This is a genomic window from Mesorhizobium sp. FG116, assembly GCF_057809835.1.
Genome location: NZ_JBMDKS010000065.1, coordinates 1 through 5,281, shown reverse-complemented (window position 1 = coordinate 5,281; position 5,281 = coordinate 1). Strand labels below are relative to the sequence as shown.

At 61.6% G+C, this 5,281-nt stretch carries 5 protein-coding genes and 1 pseudogene; 3 read left to right on the top strand and 3 right to left on the bottom strand.

Translation table 11 applies throughout. The annotated features are described in order from the left end of the window. Together ACODTY_RS23150 and ACODTY_RS23145 are read right to left on the bottom strand one after the other, a co-directional pair. Window positions 1–282: pseudogene (locus ACODTY_RS23150) on the bottom strand (plasmid partitioning protein RepA); the annotation flags it as partial. A 693-nt stretch (window positions 283–975) separates the two neighbouring features. Beyond that, complete coding sequence (locus ACODTY_RS23145) at window positions 976–2,061, bottom strand: hypothetical protein (RefSeq protein WP_488996526.1); 1,086 nt, start codon at window positions 2,059–2,061, stop codon at window positions 976–978. Between the two features lie 197 nt (window positions 2,062–2,258). Here ACODTY_RS23145 and ACODTY_RS23140 point away from each other — a divergent pair, with 197 nt between their 5' ends. Next, window positions 2,259–2,516 (top strand): hypothetical protein, encoded by a 258-nt coding sequence (locus ACODTY_RS23140; RefSeq protein WP_488996525.1) that lies wholly within the window; start codon window positions 2,259–2,261, stop codon window positions 2,514–2,516. Beyond that, window positions 2,516–3,205, top strand: coding sequence for a nucleotidyl transferase AbiEii/AbiGii toxin family protein (locus ACODTY_RS23135; protein WP_488996524.1), 690 nt, complete (start codon window positions 2,516–2,518; stop codon window positions 3,203–3,205). The genes ACODTY_RS23140 and ACODTY_RS23135 overlap by 1 nt, the downstream gene beginning before the upstream one ends. A 44-nt stretch (window positions 3,206–3,249) precedes the next feature. On the opposite strand, the gene ACODTY_RS23130 is transcribed toward ACODTY_RS23135, so the two are convergent. After that, window positions 3,250–4,476 carry a site-specific integrase gene (locus ACODTY_RS23130; RefSeq protein ID WP_488996523.1) on the bottom strand — a complete coding sequence of 409 codons (1,227 nt, stop codon included), beginning with the start codon at window positions 4,474–4,476 and terminating at the stop codon, window positions 3,250–3,252. Between the two features lie 124 nt (window positions 4,477–4,600). On the opposite strand from ACODTY_RS23130, the gene ACODTY_RS23125 reads away from it, so the two are divergent. Then, window positions 4,601–5,281: DUF1403 family protein (locus tag ACODTY_RS23125; protein WP_488996522.1), on the top strand; the 681-nt coding region annotated here is incomplete at its 3' end.

Genomic DNA, 5,281 nt, shown 5'->3' with positions numbered 1-5,281 from the left:
TTCCAGCATTTGGTCAGCGGTGTAGGTGCGTCGGCCTGAAGATGACGTCTCTGGAGTGGGCCCGCGCCCCTCAAGATGGAGCTTCTTCAGGTGACTTTGAGAGACACCGAGATATGTTGCCACTTCGGCCAGCGAGAATGTGCGTAGGTCCTTTTTGGCATGGGGAGGGAATTGCTGCATCGAAAGGAGATGCAGCTTTTTGGATATTTGGTCGCCTTGGTCGAGAATGCTCTTCTCGAAATGCAACGGCGTTTTCGTCTGAATTGTCGTATTGACGTTCATACGAGTATGTTTTCCAAAAAACGATTTTTGGCGCCAAAAGGCCATGCAACCGTGACTATGCCCGATTCTTTCGTTGCGGCAAGAAATTTTTAGTTAACAATAGGTTAACAACCTACCCAGCAGAGACGCCCCATCGCGTGACTCAAGAATCGTCTATCTGATTGAGTACATTACGTATTTTGCAGATTTTGTCAGCAGACAAGAACTATCTGTGAACTATGAACGAGACCCAAGCGCTCCCTAAGAGGAGCCCGGCCGGGTCGCAGCTGGCGGCACACTGGTAGCGTATCTATAGTCGACAACTCCGGATCCTACTCATCTATTAAAACCATCTCGGGCAGCGTTACGGAGGCAACTGTACAGCGAGGTACTACCAACTCGCCGGAGACAACCTCGTTGCCAGCATAATCTGGCGGGGGAATTTCATCGTATCGCGAAAGCCGTCTTTGATTTGCCTGCAACCAACGTACTGGCCAATGATTTGGGCGGAGGACACGGCATTGGGCCCGCCGCCACGTCAAAAACTACGGCGGCCTCTATTCAAGTTCGGCGCAGTTGCAAGCCCATACCTATTTAATGATCGCGTGTGCGATTGCCGCATAGTAGGGAGCGGAACCTCGATGCGTGCAGTCCGGAGTTGAGGAACAGTAGCGGATCGAAACCCTGCAGGTAGTCAGGCGTTTGTCGCAAGTGTCAGAAGAGGTACCGCTTATCCACCCAGTCGAGCAGGACGGCAGCATCGCGGTCGGGCAGTCGCACGCTCCCTGCCCGAAGACCGCCGGCGATTGCCTCTCCGATATCCGGATCGACCCAATGGCCGTGCGTCATGAGGAAAAACCAGCCGAACGGCAGGCCGACTTCGACGTCAATTGCCTCGGTTCGCTCCATTACGCGGTGGATGGAAACACCTTCTTCGCAGAGCAACCTTTCGGCTGGCATCCTGAGCGGCCGCGGAATGAAGCTGAGCTTGCGCCGGCCGTGATCCTGATAATCCCTTATGTCGAATGCCCAGTGCTCGAATATCCTCTGCGCGGAAGCGCTGGACCGCTCCCAATCCCGGAACATTCGGACCTCGCGCGGGACGAAATCGAACCAGTCCGGATTGAGGTCCAGGAAGGGTGTCTCCTTCACATAATCGCGTCCGGCCTCGCGGATGGCTCGGGCTTCCAGTTCCGAACGACGGGTCTCGCGCTCCTCGCGTTCCAAGCGCTGTCGGGTGGCCAGGAAACTGCGCATATGGACAAGCCCGCCGCGACGTTGCAGCCGGAAAACCGGGCCGGCAAGCACCGGCGCATCCGTTACCGGCTCGCGCTTGACCCAGGAAGGCTCGAGAAGATCCTCGACGCTCCGGGGGCGGTAGTCGGGATCGACGACCGGCCCGGCCGACACCTCGATTTCACGGCCGAGCGAGAGCTGGACGAAGTCGGCGACACCTGGTCCGGTCGAGGCGAAAGCGAACACCGGGGCGCCGCGCCATTCGGCAAAACGAAGGCCACTGTCGCGATGCCTATTCCAAAAGGCAGTAAGATCGCCATCGTGGGCCGCCATTTCGCGCTCGACCCATTCACGATGATCGCCGAGCCGGGCGCCGTCGCCCGCCAAGACCGTTCGGGCATCGCGCCAGTAGAAGTCGTCAACCACAGCCGTCGAGAACGCGAAGCCGGGGAATGCGGCCGTAAGGGCAGGGGCGAGATCCGAGTCTGCCGAGCCTGGATCGACACCGGAGAGCACGGCTTCCACCGTGGCGGCGTCGGGCAGGCGGATCGGGGTTTCGGAGATGTTCAAGGGTTCTCGTCCGAGGAAAGGGTAACCCGGCATAGCACCGGTGGTGGTCGGCACGATTCTGGCGGACTTGCTGTACGAGATCAATCGCCATCGATCACAGGCACGCTGTCGATAGCGATGTTATTCGGCGACCAAGGCAGCTATAACTTGTGTCACGAGCGCGAAATGATTAATTTACGGCTGCTATGAAAATGCATCTGGCATCCGTCCTGACGACCGTCAACGCGCCCTACAGCGTGCAGCTGGACGACGCGGCGCTTGCGCATTGCCTTGCGGACCTCGACGTGGCCAAACAGCACCCCGGACATGTCAGCACCTTTCTCGGTGAGGTTTCCCCCGCACTGCAGGTGGAGTTCGCTGTTGTGCATCACATCCCGGTCCCCGACCTGAAGGCCTTTGCCGCAGCGTTCTCTGCCTGGTCTGGCGAGAGCTATCCGCTCGCTGCCTGATGGCCAGCCAGGATGACCGGCGCCCGTCAGAATGGCGGCGGCTTTTTCGTATTGCCGTCGACCTGATCGACCAGCTTCGTGAGAATGCCGGCGGCTACGATTTCGAATGGTCGTTTGGCGGTGGCACGGCCATGATGATCCAGATCGGTCATCGTGAAAGCCATGACATCGATATCTTCCTGGATGACCCTCAACTGCTCGGCTTCATCGATCCGTCCAGAAGCCGCCTGCGTTTTGATCTGGTGCCATCGGACTATCAGGGTGACGGGCACCGGTTTCAGAAATTCGCCTTCGAGAACATCGGCGAGATCGATTTCATTGTTGCCGGGGCGCTGACGCGGACGCCCTTCGAAACACGCGAAGTCGAGGGTAGGGCCGTGCAGCTCGAAACCGTCCCAGAAATCATCGCCAAGAAAATCTACTACCGCGGATCGGAGGCCAAGCCGCGTGACATTTTCGATATCGCCGCTTCAGCACGGTCCCAGTTGGAGCCCATGGTCAACGCGCTCCGCGCATTTCCAGACCAGGTTTCGCGGACCAGGGATCGGTTGGAAAAGCTGAACTCGGAATTTGTCGGCCGTGCCATAGCGCAGCTGATGATTATGCCCGACTACGAAGCGTCGGCCGCCGACAGCTTGGATACAGCGCTCGCTGTTCTCGACGAGGTGTTGGTGTCGCCTACTACCTGACGCCTCATCCAACGCAGCCGGTCGGGGAGGGGAGGAGTTTCTCTTTAGAGGCCGGACGCCTTGGTGAGATTGACGCGGAACCGATCGCGCCGCCGCTGATACTTGCGGGTCATCTCGGCGCTGGCATGGCCGAGCTGTTTTTGCACATAGCGCTCGTCGACCTCGGCCGAGGAGGCCAAGCCAGCGCGCAAGGAGTGGCCACCGAACACTTTTGTCCGCTTGCCCTCGGCAAGATCGCCGCGCACCCCGGCCGCCAGCGCAGTTCGCTTGACGAGGCGGGCGACCTCCTGGTCGTTGAGGCGATCGGCGCCGACCGCCTTGCCTTGGCCGGTGACACGCCGGAACAGCGGCCCGTGGGCGATGCGGGCAAGCTTCAGCCAGGTCTCCAGCGCCACGACCGGGCAGGTGGCATCGGACGAGCCGCGGCCGGCCTCGACCTCGCGCCAGCCGGTCTTTCCCCGCAAGGTGATAAGCAGGCCCTTATCGGGAAAAAACTCGACCCAACCGCGGCCATCCTCAGTCTGGTCGCGGCCGCAATCGAGGCCGACGATCTCAGAACGGCGCAGGCCACCGGCGAAGCCGATGAGCAGCATGGCACGGTCGCGCAGCCCGCGCAGCGAGCCGCGATCGAGCGTCTCCAACATGGCGATCAGATCCTCGGGCAGGATCGCTTCCTTCTGCCGGGGAGGGGAGGCGTGGGTGTTCCGGATGCCGGCCATGACGGTGGCGATATGCCGGTCCTTGCGGTCCAGCGGCTGGCCACGCTGCGCAAAATTCCAGGTCAGCGAAGACAGCCGGCGCTCGATCGTCGCCACGGACTTTTTCTCCCCTGTGGCCGTGCCGGAGGCGAGTGCGGTGATATACAGCCCCACGATTTGTGGATCGGGCGGCATTAGGGAAAAACCATGGCGGCGGCACCAGCCGGCAAAATGCTTCCAGTCCGCGGCATAGGCGCGGCGGGTGTTGGCCGAGCTCGCCGCCTCGACGTAGTCGCGGGCACGATCGGCGAGCTTTTCCAGATGCGCCGGCACGCGCGCCTGGCCGCCACTGACCGGCAGGGCAGGGCAGGGGGTTTCCGCCGGCTCGTCCTCCGGCGCCTTGCCCATCGCCATGACGATTTCGACGATGTCGGGCAGGTCGTCGGCGATCGGCGCAGTGGGCTCGGCCGACGGCCGCGCGACCGCAATGTCATCCTCGGCGCCCGTGCCGTGGGACGCTCCGGAAGGTCCCGCGACGCGATTTTCGGGCTTCTGCTCGCTGAAAACGGCCATTTTCTCTATAAAGCGCAAAACGAACGATAATACAACATTATCGCTCGTTTTGATCAGAAGACAAGCTGTGCGCTAAATAACCAAATGGCTGGCTAAAACCGCACATCTGAATTACGCTCAATCTATGAATCGCTCCATTGTCTCAGTCGCAGTGGCAGCACCGCCCTCGCCGGTCGTGCCCGGCTGGGCGCGTGGGCAGCAGTCGATCACCGACCCCGCCGAGGCAGCATTTCTTGCCGGTGCCGCGCTCAATGCGCTCGACCAGCTGGTGCGCAGCGAGCCCATCTGGATCGGCGCCTGGCGCCACCGGCTCGCTGTGAAATGTGCTGCCAGTGCCTGCCGGCTGGCCGGCCGCGGTGAAGACGAGGCTGCGCTGCGCGACGTCTGGTTGCTGCGCAAGGGCGATGAAAATCCCGGCCCGGCCGGCAACATGGTGGGTGCGTTCAGGCAACTGGCGGCACGGCCCACGGCGCTAGATATCGATGGGCTGGCGCAGGTGGTCGAGCGGTTGGGCCTGCGCTGGGACGACAGCTTTGCCGTATTGCCGGAAGAGGTTGACGAACTGGCTCGAAACGGCCCGGCGGCGCCCTTTGCCGCGGCTGCGCTGATGCGGCGTGTGGTCGAGGCCGCGCCGCCGGCAGAACCGCTCGCCTGGTGGCTGGGCGACCTTGTGCTTGCCGCCAAGTTGCGCTGGCCACGGCCAGTGCCGCTTTTGATGTCGCAACTCTTTTCGCCTGCATTTCGCTTCGACGGCGGCCGTGGCAAGCGGCTGAGGCCGGCTGACGATGGGTTCACTCGCGCGCTC

Bases quoted from the DNA above. Each gene is read 5' to 3' on its own strand.
- ACODTY_RS23140 (WP_488996525.1), top strand. From the start codon at position 2,259: ATGCATCTGGCATCCGTCCTGACGACCGTCAACGCGCCCTACAGCGTG.
- ACODTY_RS23135 (WP_488996524.1), top strand. From the start codon at position 2,516: ATGGCCAGCCAGGATGACCGGCGCCCGTCAGAATGGCGGCGGCTTTTT.
- ACODTY_RS23130 (WP_488996523.1), bottom strand. From the start codon at position 4,476: ATGGCCGTTTTCAGCGAGCAGAAGCCCGAAAATCGCGTCGCGGGACCT.